Here is a 21947-nt window from a genome sequence, read left to right as displayed (position 1 = left end):
TAACAAATGATCAATAAGATATTAATCGCCAACCGGGGCGAAATAGCAGTTCGGATTATCAGGGCCTGCCGGGAAATGCACATAGCCAGTGTGGCGGTTTACTCGGAATCCGACCGTGACAGCCTGCATGTGCGCTTGGCTGATGAGGCAGTATGCATTGGCCCGCCGCAGCCTGGTCGAAGTTACCTTAATATCTCAAACGTCATCAGTGCCGCGCTCGTGAAAGGGGCCGACGCGGTGCACCCGGGTTACGGCTTTTTATCGGAAAATGATAAGTTTGCTGAGATGTGCGCTGCCAATGGCCTGGTATTTATCGGTCCTCCCGCCGAGGCTATGCGCTTGATGGGCAACAAAGTGCAGGCCAGGGAAACCATGCTGGCCTCGGGGGTGCCCGTGGTGCCCGGTTCACAGGGTGTCATCAGCGATGCCGGGCAGGCACTGCAAATTGCCGCCGAAATTGGCTACCCGGTGCTTATTAAGGCTTCGTCGGGCGGAGGCGGCAAGGGCATGCGTGTGGCCCAGTATGAGGAGGAGGTGGTCCGGGGCATATTAACCGCCCGCTCCGAAGCGACAGCCGCCTTTGGCAGTGGGGATATTTACATGGAAAAGTACGTGGAAGAGCCCCGGCACATTGAAATACAGCTGTTGGCGGACAATTACGGCAACATTGTACACCTGGGTGAGCGGGACTGCTCCATCCAGCGACGCAACCAGAAAATTATTGAGGAATCGCCTTCTACGGCAGTTGACGAGGAACTGCGCCGGCGCCTGGGTGATGCGGCGGTGATGGCGGCCCGGGCAGTGGGCTACCGCAGCGCGGGGACTGTGGAGTTTTTGCTTGATAAACATGATAATTTTTACTTTATAGAGATGAATACCCGTATTCAGGTGGAACACCCCGTTACTGAAATGATCACCGGAATTGATCTGGTTAAAGAGCAGATCCGCATTGCAGCCGGGGAAGAACTGGGCTACCGGCAGCAGGATATTCGCTTTTCGGGCTGGGCTATTGAATGCCGGATCAACGCCGAGGACCCCGAGCGCAATTTCATGCCCTGCCCGGGTAAAATCATTGAGTTTCAGCCCCCCGGTGGGCCGGGAGTGCGCCTGGACAGCGCTATATTTGCAGGGTGGGAGGTGCCTTCGCACTATGATTCCATGCTGGGTAAACTGATTGTGTGGGGGAAGGACCGTGATGAGGCGGTGGTGCGTATGCAGCGGGCTCTTGATGAATTGAATGTTACCGGAGTAAAGACTATCATTCCCTTCCACCGGCGTATTCTGAATAACGCATTTTTCCGCAGGGGGGAGATATACACCAACTTTATTCAGCGAAGAATAATGCCGCAAGGTTAATTGCGGTATTTTTCCTCCTTTGGTATAATATATTTATTCTGCTAAAGGAGGGGTTGCCAAGTGGAGCAAGAAACCGTTATGCGAGAAGAGAAAAACAGTCTTGGTGCCATTCGCATTGCCGATGATGTTGTGCGCATCATTGCCGGGCTGGCTGCTACCGAGGTGTCTGGCGTGGTTAGCATGAGCGGCGGTGTAGTGGGTGGTATCACTGAAAAATTAGGTCGCAAAAACTTGTCCAAGGGTGTTAAAGTGGAAGTGGGGGAAAAGGAAGCGGCGGTAGATTTGTTTATTGTGGTGGAATACGGTTCCCGCATCCCCGAAGTAGCGGCAAAGATACAGGACGCTGTAAAGAGCGCCATTGAAAAAATGACTGGCCTGGTGGTGGTGGAGGTAAATGTCAATGTCCAGGGAGTAGCCTTCGCCAATGAATTAAATGAAGAGGAAAACAACAACAGGGTAAAATAAAATGGGAGGATGCACATGGGGCCATTTGACCGCGGCATACTCGTACTGTATACTGTAACATTAACATTGCTTTTTCTGGCCCTGGGCGCTTTTCTGGGCGGCTGGTCGGATCCGGTGCAGCGGCTTTGGAGCGAGGTAAATACCCCCGGTTACCGTGAAATTTTATGGGTTTTACTGGTTGTGTATATCATTATGGGATTGCGTTTGTTATGGCGGGGATTAAAGCCCGAGCGTAAGAGACAAGCTGTTGTGCATGAAGGCGGCCTTGGTCAGGTGCGGGTATCTCTGACGGCCATTGAATCGCTGGCGGAAAAAGTGACTGCCGCTGTGCCGGGCATCAAGGAAGTTAAGGCCAAAGTGGAATCATCGCCCCGGGGTATTGCTCTGCACTTGAAATTAATCACTGTTCCGGATATTAATATTCCCGCAGTATCGGAAGATATACAGTGTGAGGTTAAGGACAGTATAAAAAATGTAGTTGGGATTGCCGTATCCGAGGTGCGGGTCGCTGTGGAAAGTTTTAAAGCATCCAAACCCAGGGTGGAATAAATAGGGAGTGGCCTGTTGATGGATTATCTGGAGTATCTTTTGGAATGGATGATTATACACCGGGGTAAAATAATTGGTGTTCTAGTGGGCCTGTCGATAAGCCTGTCCGTGATTTTTTTTGGGGTTTTAAAAACCCTTTTTATCGTGGTATGCGTGGTAATAGGCTACCTGGGCGGCAAGCAATTGGACGACAAGGTGGATATAAAAGACCGGCTTTTACGTTTGCTGGGGGAAAGGTGACATTGACAAATGGGTAGAAGACAGTCCAGGGAATCGGCCATGCAGGTGCTGTACCAGGTGGACGTGGGTAAAATGGCTGTGGATGAAGCGATGCAAAATATTCAGGATAATTTTATGCTTACCGGGCCTGATCTGGAATTTGCCAGCCACCTGGTGCATGGCACCCTGGATAAACTTGACGAGCTTGATAAAACCATTGCCGGGTATAGCCGGGAATGGCAGGTGGAGCGGATGGCGGCCGTAGACAGAAATATTCTGCGGCTGGCTTTATATGAAATGTTATACGCCCGGGATATACCCCCCAACGTTTCCATCAACGAAGCCGTGGAAATGGCCAAGAGGTTTGGCGGCGCAGAATCAGGCAAGTTTATTAATGGTATCTTAGGTGCGGTAGTCCGGGCCAGGGCATAACAATTTTTTTAAAAAACATGCTGGCTGGTGCGCGGATTCTATATGTAAAGATTTACCTTATAAAAATAAAAAAGAAACTGCTCGGGACGGTTACTTTGTAGTCAACAAAGTTAACCGTTCTTTTTATTTTATTGGTGTTTTATTCTTAAAATTTTGTTTAATGCCTGAAATGATTGCAGGAATCAAGCATTTAGTCTAGAAATAATTTAATTGGTATTGTTATCAGAAAAATTATGAGGGAGGGGTACGGAATTTTATGTTCAAAATATTAGAAAAACAAGTATTCTCACCAATAATCAAGTTATTTGTTATTGATGCGCCCAAGGTGGCCAAGAGTTGCCAGGCCGGCCAATTTATTATTTTGCGTATCCATGAAGAGGGTGAAAGAATTCCTTTAACCATTGCTGATTTTGACCGGGAGAAGGGCACTATTACCATTGTGTTCCAGGAAGTCGGCAAAACCACCAAGCAGCTTGGTGCCATGGAAGCCGGGGATTACATTAAAGATTTCGTAGGTCCGCTGGGCGAGCCTACCCATATTGAAGACGTGGACACCGTGGTTTGCGTGGGCGGTGGTGTTGGTGTCGCTCCGGTACACCCCATTGCCCGGGCGTTTAAGGAAGCTGGTAAACATGTTATCGGCATTATGGGAGCCAGGAACCAGGAATTGATGTTCTGGGAAGATAAAATGAGAGCAGCCTGCTCAGAGTTACTGGTTACCACCGATGACGGTTCCTATGTGCGCAAAGGATTTGTCACTGATGTTTTAAAAGAGGTTATTGAAAGTAAAGGCAAGGATAACATTCCCCTGGTCGTAGCCATTGGGCCGCAGCCTATGATGCGGGCGGTATGCAATATGACCAAAGATTACGGAATTAAAACTATAGTCAGCCTGAACGCGCTCATGGTTGATGGTACCGGAATGTGCGGTTGCTGCCGTGTTTCCGTGGGTGATGAAACTAAGTTTGTTTGTGTTGATGGTCCTGACTTTGACGGCCACCAGGTGAACTGGGCTGAGTTGTCTCTACGTTCCGCTTACTTCAAAGCGGAGGAGCAAAAAGCCCTGGAACGTCATGAATGCAAATGCGGTTGTGGAGGTGGCAAATAATGGCTGAACAAAAAGCTAAGAAAAAAATAGTTCCGAACAAAAACCCCATGCCGACCCAGGATGCGCTGGAAAGAGCCCGGAACTTTAACGAAGTGGCCCTGGGTTATTCCGAGGAAACGGTGATTGCTGAAGCCCAGCGCTGCTTGCAGTGTAAAAATGAGCCCTGCCGGCAGGGTTGTCCGGTGGAAGTCGATATACCCGCTTTTATCAAACTGGCGGCCGAAGGAGATTTTGACGGCGCTATTAAGAAAATTAAGGAAAAGAATGCTTTACCGGCGGTCTGCGGCCGGGTGTGCCCGCAGGAAAACCAGTGCGAGAAATATTGTACTTTGGCTAAAAAACATGAAGCCGTGGGTATTGGCCGCATTGAGCGTTTTTGTGCCGACCGGGAACTGCAAAAGGGTGTGACGCTGCCTGAAGTAGCCCCGCCCACCGGTAAAAAGGTAGCCGTGGTAGGGTCCGGACCATCCGGTTTGACCTGCGCTTCCGATCTGGCCAAGCTGGGACACGAAGTTACCATATTTGAGGCTCTGCACGTGGCGGGTGGCGTGTTGATGTACGGTATTCCCGAGTTCCGTCTACCTAAGGCAGTTGTGCAGGCCGAGGTGGAAAACCTGAAAAAACTGGGTGTTAAGATTGAGGTTAACTCGGTGGTGGGTAAATTCACCACTGTAGATCAATTAATGGATGAGGCTGGTTTTGACGCTGTGTTTATCGGCACCGGTGCCGGTCTGCCTTACTTTATGAAGATACCCGGGGAAAATGCCTGCGGCGTGTATTCCGCCAACGAATTTTTGACCCGGACCAACCTTATGAAAGCCTATCAGTTCCCCGAATGGGATACACCCATTAAAATTGGCAAAAAGGTAGCTGTGCTGGGCGGCGGCAACGTGGCCATGGACGGTGCCCGCACTGCATTGCGCCTGGGTGCCGAAGAATCCTGGATTGTCTACCGGCGTTCCCATGATGAACTGCCTGCCCGTAAGGAAGAAGCCGAACATGCCGAGGAAGAGGGCGTTAAATTTGCCTTTTTGACCAGCCCGGTGGAGATACTAAGCAATGATGAAGGCTGGGTAACCGGCATGAAGTGCATCAAGTACGAGCTGGGCGAACCCGACGCATCGGGCAGACGCCGCCCCGTACCAATTGAAGGATCCGAGTTCGTTATGGATGTGGACACCGTAGTGGTGGCCATCGGCCAGGGCCCCAACCCGCTGGTGCCCAGAACTACCAAGGGTCTGGAACTGAACAAAAAGGGTAATATCGTGGCTAACTTGGAAACCGGCGCCACATCCAAACCCGGCGTATTTGCCGGCGGCGACGTAGTCACCGGCGCGGCCACCGTTATTCTGGCCATGGGTGCCGGGCGCACTGCGGCCAAGTCGATTCACGAGTATTTAACCAATAAATAGTCGGTTGCATAAACACCCGGTACCGGTGAAAGCAGGTGCCGGGTATAAAAATTAATGTTAAGAGTAATTATTAGCAGCGTCAACGTGCTTGGGCATGGTAAAAAAGATGCTGAAAAGTGCTGATCTGCTTGCTTAAGGCTTATGCGGCACGGGCCGGAACGTGCCTGGAAATAAATTGTTTTGTAAAGGAACTTATGCATGCAAATATTAACTGTGAGGCAATTAACCGGACATATTAAGGATTTGTTGGAAAATGATCACCGGTTGGCCGATCTTTGGGTCAAGGGTGAAATTTCCAACTATAAAAAAGCTGCCTCAGGGCATATTTACTTTACATTAAAGGACAATTATTCCTGTGTTAGAGTGGTTATGTTCCGTTCACGGGCCAGGTATTTACAATGCAGGCTGCAAAACGGTATGGCTGTGCGGGTCAGGGGTTATGTAACTGTTTATGACCGGGATGGCCAATACCAGTTATATGCCGAGCAAGTGGAGCCCGATGGCACAGGGGCGCTTTTTGCCGCTCTGGAGAAACTTAAGCAGCAGCTTGCGGCAGAGGGATTGTTTGATAACAGCCGTAAAAAAGCGTTGCCCCGTTTCCCCCGCTATATTGGTATAGTGACCTCGCCCACGGGTGCGGCGGTGCGGGATATGCTGCATATATTGCGCCGCCGCTGGCCGCAGATTAACATTATTTTAGCCCCCGTGGCTGTGCAGGGGGATGCGGCTCCCGGGGAGGTGGCCCGGGCGATGGACCGGTTGAACAGACTTGATGATGTGGATTTGATCATTGTGGGCCGGGGAGGTGGCTCCCTGGAGGAACTGTGGGCTTTTAACACCGAGCTGGTAGTTAGAAGCATTGCGGCTTCCCGTATACCGGTTATATCGGCTGTGGGTCACGAAACTGATTTTACTCTGGCGGATCTGGCGGCTGATTTGCGAGCACCCACTCCATCGGCGGCAGCTGAACTGGCGGTGCCTGACCGGTTGGAGATGAAGAGGCTGGTGGATATGCACCGGGCACGGATGACTCGCTGCCTGAGCCAGCAGATCAGCAGCTACCGGCAGCGGTTGCGACACTGCGCCGGGAGCCGGGCAATGGCAAGGCCTGTGGATATGCTGGTTGAACAGCGGCGTCAAACTCTGGACATGCTGGAAAGACAGCTGGCCGGGGGTACCCGTGCTATTACCAACAGTTTGAACAACCGCCTGGCCTTGCTGGCAGGTTGTCTTGATGCGCTTAGCCCGCTGGCCACACTGGCCCGGGGGTATAGTTATGTTTTGGATCCGCACGGTGCGGTGCTGCGGGACGCGCGGCGGGTGCAGGTTGGTGATCCGGTGCAGGTGCATTTGCACCGGGGAGCGATAAAGTGCATGGTAAAGGAAATTAAATAAATAAAAATAATAACCAGGGGAGGAAATTACAATGGCTGCGACCTTAATTGATGGCAAAGCGATAGCGGCGACCATCAGGGAAGAAGTAAAGGCTGAAGTGGCACAACTGAGGGAAAAAGGTATTGCGCCCAAACTGAATGTGCTGTTGGTGGGTGATGATCCCGCTTCAGTAGTATATGCCCGCTCCAAGGAAAAATCCTGCGCCAACGTAGGAATTGACTTTGAACTGAAAACCATGCCCGGCTCTACTACTATCGAAGAAGTGCTGGCCCTCATCGATGCATGGAATAAAGATACCAGTGTGCACGGTATTATGATTGAACTACCACTGCCCAAGGGCATGGATAAAAAGGTGGTTCTGGAGGCCGTTGATCCCAAGAAGGACGTGGACGGCTCTCATCCCATCAATCGCGGTTATATTTTAAGCGGCGGGGAAGGCTTGTTCCCTGCTACACCCCAGAGCTGCATTGAAGTTATGCTGCGTTCCGGCATTGAAATTAAAGGTAAAAACGCTGTTATCGTTGGCCGGGGTGAAACTGTGGGCAAACCGCTGGTGTTCATGATGCTGAACCAAAACGCTACAGTTACCGTTTGCCATACCAAGACTGCTGATTTAGCTTATCATACCAAACAGGCTGATATTGTTATTGCTGCGGTGGGACGGGCTAAAATGGTTACTGCTGATATGATCAAGCCTGGTGCTGTTGTGGTGGATGCCGGTATCAATCCCGCCGAGGGCGGTGGAATTTGCGGCGACGTGGATTTTGAAAACGCCAAGGAAGTGGCGGGCGCCATCAGCCCCGTGCCGGGCGGCGTGGGCAGTCTGACTACTGTGCTGATTCAGAAAAACGTGCTCAAGGCCATTAAACTGCAGGGTTTGGCATAAATCAATCGCAGTTAAAAGACTATTAACTTCAAACTTCTAAGTTGAAACTTTCGAGTCCAAACTTTCAACTTTCAACACCCGGTACCAAAATATTTCGATGAGGTGATTCCGTGAGCGAAATTTATGATTTTCCATTCCGCAAGGTAGTGGCGGTATCGGCATCAGACGCTCCCACTCCCGGCGGCGGTAGTGTATCAGCCCTGGTGGGCACCTTGGGTGTAGCCATGACCGCTATGGTAGGCAACCTAACCGTGGGCAAGCCCAAGTTCAAAGATGTGGAGCCCGAGGTTAAGGAAATTACCGGTGCGGCTTATTTTATCATTAATAAGCTGGAAAAACTGGTGGCCGCGGATATAGCTGCTTTTGGCAAGTTTATGGACGTTTTCCGCTTGCCCAAGAACACCGATGAAGAAAAGGCCAAGCGGGAAGAAATGATGCAAAAGGCGCTCAAAACCGCAACCGATACTCCCATGGAAATAGCCCGTACCTTGCTGGAAGCATTGGAAATTACCGACCGGCTGGCTAAGATTGGCAATAAAATGGCCATCAGTGATGCCGGTGTGGCAGCGTACGTATGCGAGGCGGCCCTGAACGCAGTGCTCCTAAGTGCCGATATTAACATTCCTATGGTTAAAGATGAAGAGTACGTTAAAAACATTCTGGCGGAGAAAGAGCAGCTGGTGAGTAAGGCCGCAGAATTAAAAGAAAAGGCCGTGGCAGTGGTCAGGGAGAGGATGAAATAATAGATATAATTGATTGCGGGGCTGTTATAGCCCTTTTTTTTTGCACAATTGAGCATTTAAAGACTGATCTATGAATATACAGTGGTGTATACCAGCTAACTAATATATAATCATAAAAAGTAATACTAATCCTGTATATTGGAGGGTATTTGGCAATAATGAATAATAATGACTTAACCTTTGAAGAGGCGCTAGCCCGGTTGGAAGTATTGGTCAACCGTTTGGAAGAGGGTAATTTGCCCCTGGAAGAATCGCTGGAGCTTTTTGCCGAGGGTATAAAGCTGACTAAACAGTGCAGTAAGCATTTGGAACAAGCTGAAAAGCAAATCAGCATACTGCTGGAGGGGGATAACGGCCAGGCCGTTGTTCGTGAAGAGGAGCTATAACTATGGGTTTTAAGGAGGAGCTGGCCAGGCAGGCGAATATGGTGGATGAGGCCCTAAACGAGTACCTACCGAAGGCAGGTAGTTACCCGCCCTTGATTCATGAGGCCATGCGTTATAGCGTTTTTGCCGGCGGCAAGCGGCTCAGGCCTGCTTTAGTACTGGCCGGCGCCCGGGCCGTAGGTGGGGATGAAAAATCCGTGCTGCAGGCAGCCTGTGCCATAGAACTGCTGCACACATACTCTCTGGTGCACGATGATTTACCGGCCATGGATAATGACGATTTTCGCCGGGGCAATCCCACCAACCATAAAGTGTACGGTGAGGCCATGGCTGTGTTGGCGGGTGACGCGCTGCTGACCCTGGCCTTCGGGCTGCTGGCCGGGGTATCTCAAACCGGTTCTTTTGGAGCTGACAGGGTGGTGCGGGTAATTGCCGAAGTTGCTGAGGCAGCCGGGACAGCCGGTTTAATAGGTGGCCAGGTGGTGGACATGCAGTCCACCGGTAAATCAATCGATAAACAAACGCTGGAGTATATCCATGTGCATAAAACCGGTGCATTGTACAGGGCATCGGTACGGACCGGAGCTATATTAGCCGGTGCAGCCCCCGAGCAGCTGTATCATCTTACTGTTTATGCCGAAAATCTGGGTCTGGCCTTTCAAATCGTAGATGATATACTGGATATTGCAGGGGACGAACAAAAGCTGGGCAAGCCTATAGGCAGCGACACCAAAAATCAAAAAGCCACCTATCCAGCGCTGCACGGTTTGGCTGCGGCCAGGAGCATAGCCAGGCAGGCAGCAGAGCAGGCTAATGGTGCTCTGGCTTCCTTTGGTGCCGAAGCTGACTTTTTGCGGGGGCTGGTTTGTTTTGTAATCAACAGAGAATATTGATGAATATTATAATTTTTATTACGTAGAATGAATTAGTTTATTAAGCGTTGAACGGATACATGGATAACTATCATAAAGACGGCTATTAATTAACGCGGCTCAGTGCGGGGGCATAAAACAGCGGCACCTGGTCATTATTGATGCCAGATGGCGGGAATAGGTGTTTGCCGCTCAGGAAACGTCGTGTTATAATTATTCACTGAAAATACTTTATTTTTATTGAACAAGTGATGCAGTATCCTAGTCGGGAACCCTTTTTTGAAGGCGGGCCCAAAAATCCGTCAAGGGCACATCGATGAAGTTCCTGGTGCTGGCTGCCGACGCCCAGTTGGGGGTTGGTACTGGGAGTTAAGGGGGCGGGGCGACCCGCAATGGCATGTGGGCGTTGACCCTGCCCCCGTGGAGACCCAAGTGCGTGGTGGCTTGTTAACGCAGTTGCTATGGCTTGGGGGTAAACCTGCTCGTGGGGAAAGCTGCGTGCAGTGTAGCCTGCCTTGAGTGGTGCCGGTGGAGGCTTTTATATTGGGACATTACGTATGGGCCCATGCGTGATGTACTCTCGGCTTAAACCGTCATTGCAAAAGAGGCTAGGAAAAGGTACTCCCGTTGAGGAAAACTCCTAGGCTGTCCGGTAAATCGGGACGATGCGGGGATTGCAGTGTGGACTAAGTGGTAATCCAGCCCCGGATACTAAATCTAAATCCGGAATTTCGTTTAATGGGAAACCGCCGGTATGGCAACAGCCGGTACGAAATTGGGAAAACCTGCTGGACCTAAGCCACAACATTTACCCGTGTCGTTGTCACTTGTTTGTGTACATATTATCACCCGGGTTCAAGAAACCCGGGCTCTGTCATATTAACAACTCTGGTTTAAGAGACCAGGGGTCTGCCATATCGGCCGTCACATACTTTACGGAGTGAATAGTTTGAAAAATAACAAATCTACGGTTTCCGGCAAGTTTGTTGTATTTGTCGGTTTTATTTCTTTTATCCTTGCTGCCATTTTCTTTTTATTATCTCAGTTAATATCTGAAGCTATCAATAGCCTGACATTTTCGTTTTTACTACTGATGTTAATTATATTATTTGGTATAACATCGGATGTCATTGGTACCTCGGTGGCCGCAGCGAATGAAGCTCCATTTCATGCCAAGGCATCCAAGAAAGTGGCCGGTGCCAGGGAAGGTGTGTTATTAATTCGCAATGCCGACCGGGTAGCCAATATAGCCAATGATGTGATTGGTGATATAGCTGGTACGGTAAGCGGTGCGCTGGGCATTGCTCTGGTTTTGCAGATTATGACTCTTTGGGAGGATTTTAACCGGTTTTTACTGAATATGCTGGTGACAGCACTGATTGCCGCCTTAACCGTGGGGGGGAAAGCCTACGGGAAAAAAATAGCCCTTAGTAATTCTAACGAGGTAATTTTTTTCGTAGGCAGGATAATGGCAGCTTTCAGTAGTATAACGGGTATAAGAATAGTAAAAAAATAAATTTAATCCTATGTGTGAAACAACCTGACAACAAGATGAGGTGAAACCTTGGGCAGGTATTTGGATCAAATAAACTCACCCTGGGATGTGCGGGCACTCACTATTCCCCAGCTGGAACAACTGGCCGGCGAAATCAGGGAGGAAATCATTACAACTGTAGCTAAAAACGGCGGGCATCTGGCACCCAACCTGGGGGTAGTGGAACTTACCCTGGCACTGCACCGTGTATTTTACACGCCCCGGGATAAAATCATTTGGGATGTGGGGCACCAGTGTTATGTGCATAAATTAATTACCGGCAGGAGGGAGCAATTTTACACGCTGCGCTGTCACGGCGGGCTAAGCGGCTTTCCCCGTCCGGATGAGAGCGAGCACGATGCCTTTGCTACAGGCCACAGCAGTACATCTATATCGGCGGCTCTGGGTATGGCACTGGCCAGAGACTTGAAAGGTGATCGTTATGCAGTAGTGGCGGTGATTGGTGACGGGTCAATGACCGGAGGTATGGCCTATGAAGCCCTTAACCATGCCGGGCATTTGAAAAAAGACCTGATTGTAGTGTTAAACGACAATAAAATGAGTATTTCTGCTAATGTAGGTGCCATGTCGGGTTACCTGAACCGTATGCGTACCGATCCTAAGTATTCCCGGGGCAAGGACGAAATTGAACAGATATTACGCCGTATACCTTCTATTGGTTCCACTGTGGTTAAAGTGGCGGAACGACTTAAGGATAGCTTTAAGTACCTGGTGGTGCCGGGTATGATTTTTGAGGAAATGGGTTTTACTTACCTGGGGCCTATTGACGGCCACAATATGCTCTCTATGCTGAACACTTTTGAACAGGCCAAATCGCTGGGCGGACCGGTGCTGGTTCATGTGGTCACGGAAAAGGGGTGCGGGTATGCGCCGGCGGTGGAAAAGGCGGATAAATTTCACGGCATCGGACCCTTTGATATCAGCTCGGGGAATTGCTTGAAAAAAAGCGATATCAGCACTTATACCGAAATTTTTGGGCGCACGCTGGTTAAACTGGCTGAACAGGACCCTGCTGTTGTCGGCATTACTGCGGCCATGTGCAGTGGCACCGGCCTTAATGAGTTTGCTAAAAAATTTCCCAGCAGGTTTTTTGATGTAGGTATTGCTGAACAACACGCCGTAACTATGGCCGCCGGTCTGGCCACTCAAGGATACAAACCTGTGGTGGCGGTTTATTCAACATTTTTGCAGCGGGCTTATGACCAGATTATCCACGATGTGTGCCTCCAAAAACTGCCGGTGGTGTTTGCTGTGGATCGCAGCGGTATTGTAGGCGATGATGGTCCCACCCACCACGGTTTATTTGATATTTCCTATTTACGCAGCGCCCCCCATATGACCATTATGGCACCGGCTGATGAAAATGAGCTGCAGCATATGCTGCATACCGCATTACAAGTAAACGGCCCGTGCGCTGTGCGCTATCCCCGTGGTACCGGCTTGGGGGTAGCTCTGGATCTGCACAGCCGGGCTTTACCCGTGGGGCAGGCCGAAGTACTTGTTGAAGGTAAAGATATCACTTTGTTGGCCGTGGGTAATATGGTGCCGGTGGCACGCCGTGCGGCAGTTATGTTAAAGGAGCGAGGCGTGCTGGCCACTGTAATTAATGCCAGGTTTATTAAACCCCTGGATGATGAGTGTATCACCAGGTGGGCTGCTCGCACCGGACGTTTAATAACTATTGAGGAGAATACCCTGGCGGGCGGTTTTGGCTCGGCCGTCCTGCAATTGCTTGCGGCCAAAGAAATGCCTGGGATACAGGTTAAATGCGTGGGGATCGAGGATGTGTTCATAGAACACGGCGGCCAGTCGTTATTACGTAAAAACTACGGGTTAACACCGGAAAATATAATGAATCTGGCCATGCAAATGATTGGTTCCCGTAAAGCCAAGGGCAAAAGAATAATTGGCCTGGGCGGAGGCGCGTAAAGACAGTGACGGAAAAGAAAAGAATAGACGTGTTACTTGTGGAAATGGGACTCTTTGAAAGTAGGGAAAAGGCCCGGGCCGCTCTAATGGCCGGTGATGTTACGGTGAGCGGTGTCCTGGTGGATAAGCCGGGGCAAAAGGTGGATGCCCGGAAAGAGGATATTAATATTAAGCAAAAAATGCCCTTTGTCAGCCGGGGCGGCTACAAACTGGCACGGGCATTGCAAGTTTTCCCTATTGATATGCAGGGTAGGCTGGTATTGGATATTGGGGCCTCCACCGGGGGGTTTACCGATTGTGCCCTGCAAAATGGTGCAGCTTTGGTGTACGCGGTGGACGTCGGCTACGGCCAGATGGCCTGGTCGTTGCGCTCTGATCCCCGTGTGCTGGTGCTGGAGCGTACCAATATTCGCCATATGGGTAAGGATGTATTCACTGCGGGACTGCCGGATCTGGTCACCATTGATGTTTCATTTATTTCACTGGCGCTGGTGTTGCCCCGGGTGGATTACCTGCTGGACAATTACGAGGGCGTGGCTCTGGTTAAGCCGCAGTTTGAGGCTGGACGAGAGGCGGTGGGTAAGAAAGGTGTAGTTAAGGACCCGGCGGTGCACAGGGAAGTGCTGCAAAAGGTTGTGCACATGGCCACAAATTTAGACATGGCTGTGCTGGGTGTTGATTATTCTCCGGTCAAGGGGCCGGAGGGAAATATAGAATACCTGCTTTATTTTAAAAAACCCGCCCTTAATATAGACGGGTTATCTGTATTGATTGACCGGGCGGTGTCCGAGGCACACCGCAATTTATCCGGAGGAGCGGAACATTGAATACTATAGGCCTGTTGTCCAATTTGGCAAAAGAAAAAATAATACACCTGGTAAGCGAAATTGATACTTGGCTGGACAACAGAGGGGTTACTCTGCTGCTGGATGATGAAACCGCCAGGCAGGTTGACAGGCCTGCGTCCGGGTGTACACGCCTTGATTTGGTGCGGCAAGTCCAGTGCCTGATGGTGCTGGGGGGGGATGGTACACTGTTGCACAGCGCCCGGTTGGCGGCGCCTTTAGGTGTACCTGTTTTTGGTGTCAATTTGGGGCACCTGGGATTTCTTACCGAGGTGGACAAGCCCCGGCTGTATGAAGCTATGGTTTGTTTGTTGACCGGGCAATATACCATTGAAGAGCGGATGATGCTGCAGGCTCGGGTTGTCCGGGGTGGGCAAGCCTATGAGCCCATCATTGGCTTAAACGATGCTGTAATCACCAAAGGTGGCTTTGCTCGCCTGATTGTCTTTGATACTTTGGTTGACGGTCAGTTATTTAGTACCTATCACGCGGATGGAGTGATTATCTCTACCCCTACTGGATCAACGGCTTACTCGCTATCCGCCGGGGGGCCGCTGGTGGTGCCCAAATTGGAACTGATGCTGGTGACTCCCATTTGCCCGCATGCATTATGGGCCAGGCCGCTTGTCATTGCTGCAGACAGTGAAGTGCAAGTGTTTTTGCGCTCCAAACAGGGCGAGATGATGCTAACGATGGACGGGCAGCATGGCATGCGCCTGCAGTACGGGGATTTGGTAAATGTGTGTAAAGCTCCTCACCGGGCTAAATTTATTAAATTAAATAACCGAACATTTTTTGATATTTTAAAAGAAAAACTAAGAGAGGGAGACGGGGCCAATGTATCATAAACGGCCCGTTAACTTTGCCGGTATACGGGGAAATGCGGTACTTTTGGGACAGCGGTTTGTGGGTGAGGTGCTGCATAAAGGCTCTGTGGCTGTTGACGCTACAGCCGGCAATGGCTATGACACTCTTTTTTTAGCTAATTCAGTGGGGGAATGCGGCAGGGTTTATGCTTTTGATATACAGCAATCTGCCCTTGACATTACAGCCAGGCGTTTAAAACAATTCGGCCTAGAAAAAAATGTGACGCTGATTCACGATGGGCACGAAAAAATGGATTTGTATATTGTTCCCCCGGTGGATGCCTTTATATTTAACCTGGGTTATCTGCCAGGCGGTGATCATGATAAAATAACCCGCCCGTCTACCACTGTTAAGGCGCTGCAAATAGCCCTGGATATGCTGAATCCGGGTGGGAGGATTAGTATTGTAGTATATACCGGTCATTTAGGTGCCGGAGAAGAAAGCAGGACCGTGGAGGAAATGGCGGCCAAGCTGGATCCTCGTATTTTTGGAGTACTTAAGGTCACATTTATTAACCGGTCGGCGTCAGCCCCCTTTTTAATTTTTATCGAAAGGGTGAAAAAAGAAAATGAAAACCTGGCGCCATAAAAAAATACTAGAGTTAATTAAGGAGCAGGAAATCAGTACCCAGGAGGATCTTGTTGTTGCGCTGCAAAATGCCGGGTTTTCAGTGACCCAGGCCACGGTATCCAGGGATATTAAAGAATTGGGCCTGATTAAGGTGCCCGGCAACACCGGTATATCCCGCTATACAGTAGCGGGTGAACCGGTTAACCCTAGAAATGAAGACAGGATGAAGAGGCTTTTCCGGGACTCGGTGGTTTCTTTGGACTATAGTGAGAACCTGATTATCATCAAAACCCCGCCCGGGGAGGCCCAGGGAGTGGCATCTACCATTGATAATGCTGGTTGGCCGGAAATAATCGGCACGGTGGCCGGTGATGACACCATACTGATTATCATTAAACCTAAAAAAATGACCCACGCCACCATGAAGAAATTTATTGCTCTCACCGGGAGGTGAATGGCGTGCTGATTTCATTGTACATAAAGCATTTTGGATTAATTGATGAGGCGGAAATAGAGTTCATTCCGGGTCTTAATGTACTTACCGGTGAAACCGGGGCAGGTAAATCCATTGTCCTTGAAGCGCTGCAAGTTGTGCTGGGAGGGCGTGCTCAGACCGAGTTGATCCGCACCGGCCGGGATAAGGCGCTGGTTCAGGCAGTTTTTGATATAGCCGGCCTGCCGGGGGTGCGTGATCGCGTGACGGAAGCCGGTATGGAAATGGATGAACAAGAACCTGATATGTTAATTTTAAGCCGCGAAATAAATCGCCTGGGCCGTAATCCCTGCCGCATCAACGGCCGTATAATTAACCTGGGCATTTACCGGGACATCGCTGGTTCACTGGTAGATTTGCACGGCCAGCATGAACAGCAGTCTTTACTGATGGCGGACAGGCAGATGCAGCTGCTGGACAGGTATGGTGGTGACCAGGTGCTCGGTCTATTGCAGGATACTGAGCAGGCCTACAGGCAGTGGCGTAAAAATCAGCGGCTTATGGAAAAAATAACCAGTAGTGGCCGGGAACGACAACAGCGCATTGATATGATTAAGTACCAGATGGAAGAAATAGATGCGGCGCAACTGGCCGGTGTGGATGAAAATGAATTGACCGCACGGCGTGATGTGCTGGCCAATGCCGAAAGGATATCGCTGCTGGTGGAGCAGGTGTTGTTAAGTATACATAACAGTGACAACCGTTGCCCGGCGGCTGTGGATCTTTTAGGTGAGGCTAACAATAATCTGGATGAACTTTGCCGCTACATACCCGCGTTAAAAAGCACACAGGAAAATATTTTTTCGGCTCTGTGCCTGGTGGAGGAAACCGCCAGGGAACTGGCCAGCTGCAAGGATAATGTTGAGGCCGACCCGCGAGAATTAAACTATATTGAAGAAAGGCTGGCTTTGCTTGACCGTTTAAAGAAGAAATATGGGCCTGGCATTGCCGATATAATGGCCTACAGGCAGCAAATTTCCGGTGAGTTCGATGAACTGCTGGCTATGGAAAACGACGCGGCCGGAATTGATGAACTGGTGCACAAAAGCGCCATGGAATATTACGCGCTGGCCCAGCAGCTCCAGGCAGGCAGGCTGAAAGCGGCAGCCGGCCTTGAGGAAGCTATTGAACGAGAGCTTAAGGACCTGGCAATGAGCAGTGTGCAATTTGCCGTGCAGGTATCGGACGCCGAACCCGGTCCCCTTGGGCAAAATGCAGTGGAATTTCTCATTTCCCCCAACCCGGGGGAACCACTGCGCCCGCTGGCCAAAAGTGCTTCCGGTGGTGAATTGTCCCGGGTTATGCTGGCTTTAAAATCAATATTGGCAGCTGCCGATGAAATAAACATCCTGGTTTTTGACGAGGTAGACGCAGGTATTGGCGGCTATACATTACAGGCGGTGGCTGATAAACTGGACCGGTTAAGTCAAACCAAACAAATACTTTGCGTAACCCACGCCGCTGCCGTAGCAGCCTGTGCAGCCAGACATTATTTAATAAAAAAATCAGCTAACAGTCAAAGAACGGTAACATCAGTAACATCCTTAGACGGCGAGGATCGCATCAATGAGCTAAGCCGTATGCTGGGCGGCGGCCAGGAATCAACAGCTCTCTTCCACCACGTGCGCGACCTGCTCCGGTGCCGGGTGTTGAAAGATTGAAAGTTGAAAGGTTGAAAGTTAACGCTTGAAGATTCTTTTTTCAAAAAAACACAGGTGCCGGATGTTAAAAGTTCAAAAATTGAAGGTTATGATTTAAAGGGTTGTAGGATTTTATTACAAAAAATCTTACAACCTTTAATTTTTTGTTGTTTGAAAAAAAAATTATGCTTTGGCATACTTAGCTTTCACAAGATTGTTTTACCGTTTCCAAAGTTCTCCAAGGTTTGCGACTCATTGCTGTTAGAAATGGTATATTAAATTAACACCGGTTGGTTATTTTTTGTTTAATATGCAAACTTTCTTTTTTTTGCCTGCCGTCAACCCGCTATCAATATGTTACAAAACATGGCCAGTCCGCCTGTAGACTGGCTATGCCAATGTGCGGCACTTAAGGGCGGAATAAATGAGCCTAAACAAGGCCAATTTAAATATAGATAATTTAAACACTGCAGCGAGGGGCGGTGATTTTTTTTCGACAAATAAGTTTTAAACTTTTACATGCCCATTATTTATGTCAATCAAAATTTTTCGCAAGGGGGTATGTTGTCTGAAACGCAGCAATCATAGCAGATTATTAGGAACAATATTTATTCTAGTATTTGCTTTTATGGCGACTTCAATTACCCTTTATTCATATTGGTATTATTTTCTTCCCACCCGGCAATATATCAATGTAGGTGATAATATTGCGTCAGGTATTGATTTGCCGGGAGCTGTTATTAAAAACGTTAGTTTAAAACTGCACTCGGCGACGGAAATGCTTTCAGTCAACGGTAACAATTACCGGGAATATACTTGCAGTTCTGATAAAACTTTGCCCGTGGCGTTAAAACCAGGTCAGTTGGAAATGCAGTTTAAACTGTTTGGGTTATTACCTATTCATAAAATGATGGTAAATGTGGTAGAACCTCCAAGTGTTATCCCTGGCGGTCAATCTATAGGTGTTTTACTGCATACCGAAGGCGTTATGGTAGTTGGTGAAGCTGCCGTAGAAAAAGACGGTCAAACATTTTTCCCGGCCAGAGCTGCGGGTATTGCAGTGGGTGACTTAATTTTAAAAATCAACGGTGCTAAGATCACCAGTGAGCATCAATTGCAGGAACTGGTTGATAAATACGGAAAGCAAGGTAAGGACATTTCCTTGTTAGTTAAACATGGAAATAGAAATAAACTGGCCAAGATAAACCCTATTCTGTGTGATAAAACCGGTCGCTATCGCATTGGGTTATTTATTAAAAACAGTACTGCCGGTGTGGGAACATTGACTTTTTATGAACCCCAAACCAAAACCTATGGTGCTCTGGGTCACATAATTGCTGATTTTGAAAGTGGTCATAAACTAAATCCGGTGGGTGGTAAAATTGTCGAAGCAACAGTAAAAGGCATACACCCCGGTAAAAAAGGTGCCCCTGGTGAAAAACTGGGGGTATTTAAAGGAAAAAGCGATATTATAGGTAACATTGAAAAAAACACCACTTGCGGTATTTATGGCAAGCTTCAACATGGTATCAATAATCCATACTATACCCGTACCATACCGGTGGCCATGAGATATCAAGTTGAGGAGGCCCCCGCTGAAATATTAACTGTACTAAATGGCGATAAAATTGAAAAGTTTAAGATTGAAATTGAGGATATATTACCCGCGGGTAACCAGGGCAAATGTATGATTATTAAAGTTACAGATAAAAAGTTATTGAATAGTACCGGAGGCATTATTCAGGGTATGAGCGGCAGTCCTATCATTCAAAACGGTAGATTAGTGGGGGCCGTAACCCATGTATTTATCAATGACCCCACCAAAGGATACGGTGTACTGGCGGAAAATATGTTAAAAGAAGCAAATTTGCTAAATATGGAGCAAACAGAAAAAATAGCGGGATAAACGGACGAACTCTTGAAACAAAATAGTTAAAATTTAACAAAAAAGTTAAAAAAAATTAAAGGTATTCCCCCCTCCACGTCGAAAGTAAATACTTAGATAAAAAAGATGTTTGCTAGGAGGCGGGAAATTTATGAGAAAGGTAATCAAAATACTAATTGCAGACGATAACAGGGAATTCTGCGAATTATTAAAAGAATTTCTACAACAAAAGGAAGAATTCAGCCTGGTAGGCATTGCCCAAAATGGTTTAGAGGCATTGGAACTAATCCAGGATGAAGCGCCCGATGTTTTGGTTTTAGACGTTATTATGCCGCATCTTGATGGTATTGGTGTATTGGAAAAGCTCAATGAGTTTAGCCACCGGCCCCGTATAATTATGCTAACTGCATTTGGCCAGGAAAATATTACTCAAAGGGCTGTGGAGTTAGGCGCGGATTACTACATCTTAAAACCATTTGATTTTGAGGTTCTGGCCACCAGGATAAGACAGTTAGCCGGTGGGTTTAAAGTTTCGCCATATATTTCGGTGGCCAAGCCAAAAAATCTTGATGTTGCAGTTACAAATATAATTCATGAAATGGGTGTGCCGGCCCATATCAAAGGCTATCATTACTTGAGGGATGCTATTTTACAAGTCATTGAAGATGTTAACTTACTGGGCGCTGTTACCAAAGAGTTATACCCCATGATCGCACATAAATATCAAACCACCCCCAGCAGGGTGGAAAGGGCTATCCGGCATGCCATCGAGCTGGCCTGGGATAGAGGTAATATTGAAATGATGACCAAGTTTTTCGGTTACACTATCAACTTGCAGCGTGGCAAGCCAACCAACTCGGAATTTATTGCCATGGTTGCTGATAAGTTGCGCATTGAGGCCAAAGTTAGCTAATGCCATTATTTAGAAGTTTTTAGAGATAATTATCAGCTGAACCAATGAAGTAAACGTTTAACGTTGGGGCATATCCTTTTGGGCGAGCCAAGTATTTTAAAAAAATACTTTTCTTCACACCAATAATTTATTGTTTTACTATAGACACAATAAATTGGCGGTGTTTTTATTTTGGGTTGTGATATAATTTATGAAGTTTGTCAGGCACAATAGGTTATATAATGTAATTAATCTGGCCTTGACGCAAATAAACAAAAACTGTAAAATTTAGAATTAAGGCGGTGATTAAGTGGCCATCAAAGGTACGGTCCGGCTGGATAAAAAAACAAAACACTTGGTTAAGCGCTTGCAGCCTGGTGATATTGCAGTAATTGACCACCGTGATCTGGACGAGGTGGCCGCCAACGCCCTGGTGGAGGCCCATGTAAAAGCGGTGGTTAATGTTAATTCATCCATGAGTGAAGTTTACCCTAATTGCGGGCCTTTAACCATAGTGGAAGCGGGTATTAAACTTGTGGATTGCCCTGGTAGCGATTTATTTGCATTGCTGACGGAAGGTCAGGAAATAGAAATCAAAAATGGCCGGGTGATTCGCTCCGGCGTTATGTTAACCGCCGGTGAAGAATTATCCATTGATATAATAAAACAAAAAATGGAAGCTACCAAGGCAAACATAGAAGGTGTATTGTCTAGTTTTGTACAAAATACTATGGATTACGCCCAAAATGAGATAGGTTTGATTTGTGGTGAATACACAGTTCCGGATGTAGCTACTATTTTTAAGGAGAAACATGCACTTATTGTTGTTCGCGGCAAAAATTATAAAGAAGATTTAAGAGCTATTAAATCTTACATTGATGAAATAAAACCTGTATTAATCGGTGTTGACGGCGGGGCCGATGCCTTAATGGAGTTTGGGCTGCAGCCCGATATTATTGTGGGTGATATGGACAGTGTCAGCGACAAAACACTGCTATGCGGTGCTGAATTGGTGGTACACGCTTATCCTGACGGCCGGGCACCCGGTATGGCTAGGTTGCAGGAACTTGGGTTAACAGCGTTAACTTATGCCGCGCCTGGCACGAGTGAGGATATTGCCATGCTGATAGCTTATGAAAAGGGAGCCGAACTAATTGTGGCGGTGGGTACCCACTCCAATATGATCGACTTTCTCGAAAAGGGGCGCAAAGGCATGGCCAGCACTTTTCTAGTGAGGGCCAAGGTGGGCTCTATATTAATTGATGCCAAAGGTGTTAGCAAGCTATATAAAAGCAGGCTGCATGCCAAACACCTGGCCCCCATCTTTTTTGCTGCACTCTTGCCGGTAATCGCTGTAGCGGTAATTTCCCCTTCAACCAGGGAATTACTGCGACTTTGGTTTATCCAGTTTCGTCTATTGGTAGGAATTTAACGGGAATAAAAGGTGA

Annotated in this window: 22 protein-coding genes; all 22 read left to right on the top strand. The window is 48.3% G+C overall.

Features of this window, described 5'->3' with window-relative positions; all coding sequences use genetic code 11:
- Positions 1-6 precede the first annotated feature (6 nt).
- The 22 genes from accC (at position 7) to steA (ending at position 21931) form a co-directional block, all read left to right on the top strand.
- Entirely contained in the window at positions 7-1356 is a 1350-nt protein-coding gene (accC, locus tag DESGI_RS12480) for an acetyl-CoA carboxylase biotin carboxylase subunit (protein ID WP_006521748.1), read from the top strand.
- A 78-nt stretch (positions 1357-1434) separates the two neighbouring features.
- The gene (locus DESGI_RS12475) at positions 1435-1821 is read left to right on the top strand and encodes an Asp23/Gls24 family envelope stress response protein (protein WP_041285436.1); all 387 of its coding nucleotides are present in this window, start codon (positions 1435-1437) and stop codon (positions 1819-1821) included.
- Positions 1822-1836: 15 nt separating this feature from the next.
- A complete protein-coding gene (amaP, locus tag DESGI_RS12470; protein ID WP_006521746.1) occupies positions 1837-2370 on the top strand; it encodes an alkaline shock response membrane anchor protein AmaP in 534 nt (177 codons plus the stop codon).
- Between the two features lie 18 nt (positions 2371-2388).
- The gene (locus tag DESGI_RS12465; protein ID WP_006521745.1) at positions 2389-2610 is read left to right on the top strand and encodes a DUF2273 domain-containing protein; all 222 of its coding nucleotides are present in this window, start codon (positions 2389-2391) and stop codon (positions 2608-2610) included.
- Between the two features lie 9 nt (positions 2611-2619).
- Positions 2620-3021 (top strand): transcription antitermination factor NusB, encoded by a 402-nt coding sequence (nusB, locus tag DESGI_RS12460; RefSeq protein ID WP_006521744.1) that lies wholly within the window; start codon positions 2620-2622, stop codon positions 3019-3021.
- Positions 3022-3277: 256 nt separating this feature from the next.
- Positions 3278-4129, top strand: a complete 852-nt coding sequence (locus DESGI_RS12455; protein ID WP_006521743.1) for a sulfide/dihydroorotate dehydrogenase-like FAD/NAD-binding protein — start codon at positions 3278-3280, stop codon at positions 4127-4129.
- Positions 4129-5541 (top strand): NADPH-dependent glutamate synthase, encoded by a 1413-nt coding sequence (gene gltA / locus DESGI_RS12450; RefSeq protein WP_006521742.1) that lies wholly within the window; start codon positions 4129-4131, stop codon positions 5539-5541. The genes DESGI_RS12455 and gltA overlap by 1 nt, the downstream gene beginning before the upstream one ends.
- Positions 5542-5739: 198 nt before the next feature.
- The gene (gene xseA / locus DESGI_RS12445) at positions 5740-6936 is read left to right on the top strand and encodes an exodeoxyribonuclease VII large subunit (RefSeq protein ID WP_006521741.1); all 1197 of its coding nucleotides are present in this window, start codon (positions 5740-5742) and stop codon (positions 6934-6936) included.
- Between the two features lie 31 nt (positions 6937-6967).
- Positions 6968-7822 (top strand): bifunctional 5,10-methylenetetrahydrofolate dehydrogenase/5,10-methenyltetrahydrofolate cyclohydrolase, encoded by an 855-nt coding sequence (locus DESGI_RS12440; protein WP_006521740.1) that lies wholly within the window; start codon positions 6968-6970, stop codon positions 7820-7822.
- A gap of 110 nt (positions 7823-7932) precedes the next feature.
- Positions 7933-8565 (top strand): cyclodeaminase/cyclohydrolase family protein, encoded by a 633-nt coding sequence (locus DESGI_RS12435; protein ID WP_006521739.1) that lies wholly within the window; start codon positions 7933-7935, stop codon positions 8563-8565.
- Positions 8566-8723: 158 nt separating this feature from the next.
- A complete protein-coding gene (gene xseB / locus DESGI_RS12430; protein WP_006521738.1) occupies positions 8724-8951 on the top strand; it encodes an exodeoxyribonuclease VII small subunit in 228 nt (75 codons plus the stop codon).
- Positions 8952-8953: 2 nt separating this feature from the next.
- Complete coding sequence (locus DESGI_RS12425) at positions 8954-9844, top strand: polyprenyl synthetase family protein (RefSeq protein WP_006521737.1); 891 nt, start codon at positions 8954-8956, stop codon at positions 9842-9844.
- A 928-nt stretch (positions 9845-10772) separates the two neighbouring features.
- On the top strand, positions 10773-11339 hold the full coding sequence (locus DESGI_RS12420) for a hypothetical protein (RefSeq protein ID WP_006521736.1): 567 nt from the start codon (positions 10773-10775) through the stop codon (positions 11337-11339).
- A gap of 48 nt (positions 11340-11387) precedes the next feature.
- Positions 11388-13307, top strand: coding sequence for a 1-deoxy-D-xylulose-5-phosphate synthase (gene dxs / locus DESGI_RS12415; protein WP_006521735.1), 1920 nt, complete (start codon positions 11388-11390; stop codon positions 13305-13307).
- A 5-nt stretch (positions 13308-13312) separates the two neighbouring features.
- Positions 13313-14134 (top strand): TlyA family RNA methyltransferase, encoded by an 822-nt coding sequence (locus DESGI_RS12410; protein WP_006521734.1) that lies wholly within the window; start codon positions 13313-13315, stop codon positions 14132-14134.
- Entirely contained in the window at positions 14131-15000 is an 870-nt protein-coding gene (locus tag DESGI_RS12405) for an NAD(+)/NADH kinase (protein ID WP_006521733.1), read from the top strand. The genes DESGI_RS12410 and DESGI_RS12405 overlap by 4 nt, the downstream gene beginning before the upstream one ends.
- A complete protein-coding gene (gene mnmM, locus DESGI_RS12400; protein WP_006521732.1) occupies positions 14990-15607 on the top strand; it encodes a tRNA 5-(aminomethyl)-2-thiouridylate-methyltransferase MnmM in 618 nt (205 codons plus the stop codon). The genes DESGI_RS12405 and mnmM overlap by 11 nt, the downstream gene beginning before the upstream one ends.
- Positions 15588-16043, top strand: coding sequence for an arginine repressor (gene argR, locus DESGI_RS12395; RefSeq protein ID WP_006521731.1), 456 nt, complete (start codon positions 15588-15590; stop codon positions 16041-16043). The genes mnmM and argR overlap by 20 nt, the downstream gene beginning before the upstream one ends.
- Positions 16044-16048: 5 nt before the next feature.
- Positions 16049-17743, top strand: a complete 1695-nt coding sequence (recN, locus tag DESGI_RS12390; RefSeq protein ID WP_006521730.1) for a DNA repair protein RecN — start codon at positions 16049-16051, stop codon at positions 17741-17743.
- Between the two features lie 607 nt (positions 17744-18350).
- Positions 18351-19628, top strand: coding sequence for a SpoIVB peptidase (gene spoIVB, locus DESGI_RS12385; RefSeq protein ID WP_041284881.1), 1278 nt, complete (start codon positions 18351-18353; stop codon positions 19626-19628).
- A gap of 130 nt (positions 19629-19758) precedes the next feature.
- The gene (spo0A, locus tag DESGI_RS12380) at positions 19759-20520 is read left to right on the top strand and encodes a sporulation transcription factor Spo0A (protein WP_006521728.1); all 762 of its coding nucleotides are present in this window, start codon (positions 19759-19761) and stop codon (positions 20518-20520) included.
- A gap of 289 nt (positions 20521-20809) precedes the next feature.
- Positions 20810-21931, top strand: coding sequence for a putative cytokinetic ring protein SteA (gene steA, locus DESGI_RS12375; RefSeq protein WP_006521727.1), 1122 nt, complete (start codon positions 20810-20812; stop codon positions 21929-21931).
- Positions 21932-21947 lie beyond the last annotated feature (16 nt).

Origin of the sequence: Desulfoscipio gibsoniae DSM 7213 (genome assembly GCF_000233715.2) — a bacterium.
GTDB classification, from domain to species: domain Bacteria; phylum Bacillota; class Desulfotomaculia; order Desulfotomaculales; family Desulfallaceae; genus Sporotomaculum; species Sporotomaculum gibsoniae.
Note: the sequence above shows the minus strand (reverse complement) of the source record. Positions and strands in the feature narration are given on the sequence as shown.

Bases quoted from the DNA above. Each gene is read 5' to 3' on its own strand.
- accC (WP_006521748.1), top strand. From the start codon at position 7: ATGATCAATAAGATATTAATCGCCAACCGGGGCGAAATAGCAGTTCGG.
- DESGI_RS12475 (WP_041285436.1), top strand. From the start codon at position 1,435: ATGCGAGAAGAGAAAAACAGTCTTGGTGCCATTCGCATTGCCGATGAT.
- amaP (WP_006521746.1), top strand. From the start codon at position 1,837: ATGGGGCCATTTGACCGCGGCATACTCGTACTGTATACTGTAACATTA.
- DESGI_RS12465 (WP_006521745.1), top strand. From the start codon at position 2,389: ATGGATTATCTGGAGTATCTTTTGGAATGGATGATTATACACCGGGGT.
- nusB (WP_006521744.1), top strand. From the start codon at position 2,620: ATGGGTAGAAGACAGTCCAGGGAATCGGCCATGCAGGTGCTGTACCAG.
- DESGI_RS12455 (WP_006521743.1), top strand. From the start codon at position 3,278: ATGTTCAAAATATTAGAAAAACAAGTATTCTCACCAATAATCAAGTTA.
- gltA (WP_006521742.1), top strand. From the start codon at position 4,129: ATGGCTGAACAAAAAGCTAAGAAAAAAATAGTTCCGAACAAAAACCCC.
- xseA (WP_006521741.1), top strand. From the start codon at position 5,740: ATGCAAATATTAACTGTGAGGCAATTAACCGGACATATTAAGGATTTG.
- DESGI_RS12440 (WP_006521740.1), top strand. From the start codon at position 6,968: ATGGCTGCGACCTTAATTGATGGCAAAGCGATAGCGGCGACCATCAGG.
- xseB (WP_006521738.1), top strand. From the start codon at position 8,724: ATGAATAATAATGACTTAACCTTTGAAGAGGCGCTAGCCCGGTTGGAA.
- DESGI_RS12425 (WP_006521737.1), top strand. From the start codon at position 8,954: ATGGGTTTTAAGGAGGAGCTGGCCAGGCAGGCGAATATGGTGGATGAG.
- mnmM (WP_006521732.1), top strand. From the start codon at position 14,990: ATGTATCATAAACGGCCCGTTAACTTTGCCGGTATACGGGGAAATGCG.
- argR (WP_006521731.1), top strand. From the start codon at position 15,588: ATGAAAACCTGGCGCCATAAAAAAATACTAGAGTTAATTAAGGAGCAG.
- spoIVB (WP_041284881.1), top strand. From the start codon at position 18,351: ATGGCGACTTCAATTACCCTTTATTCATATTGGTATTATTTTCTTCCC.
- spo0A (WP_006521728.1), top strand. From the start codon at position 19,759: ATGAGAAAGGTAATCAAAATACTAATTGCAGACGATAACAGGGAATTC.